Below are 256 nucleotides of genomic sequence, written 5' to 3'. Positions count from 1 at the left end.
GCCGGCCTGCTGCAGGCCGAGGGCATCGGCGTGCATCTGGGCGACCAGAACATGGCGCTGGCGAACTGGGAATGGCGGCTCGCGATCGGCGGCGTGAAGCTGCACGTGCGCGACGATCAGGCCGCACATGCGCGCGAGGTCATCCGTCGGCTGGATGCCGGCGAATTCAGCCTGCCGCAGGCGGCGGACGACGATGCCGATACGGCCGAGGTCGCGGCCGATGGCCGGCCGCCGCCGCGCGAAACCTGGTCGAGCC

At 72.3% G+C, this 256-nt stretch carries 1 pseudogene; it reads left to right on the top strand.

Features of this window, described 5'->3' with window-relative positions:
* A pseudogene (locus SB719_RS21270) lies at positions 1 to 256 on the top strand (hypothetical protein); the annotation flags it as partial.

It is taken from the genome of Pantoea sp. SIMBA_079, from assembly GCF_046940275.1.
Lineage (GTDB): Bacteria > Pseudomonadota > Gammaproteobacteria > Enterobacterales > Enterobacteriaceae > Pantoea > Pantoea borealis.
This window is presented reverse-complemented; position numbering and strand designations above follow the sequence as displayed.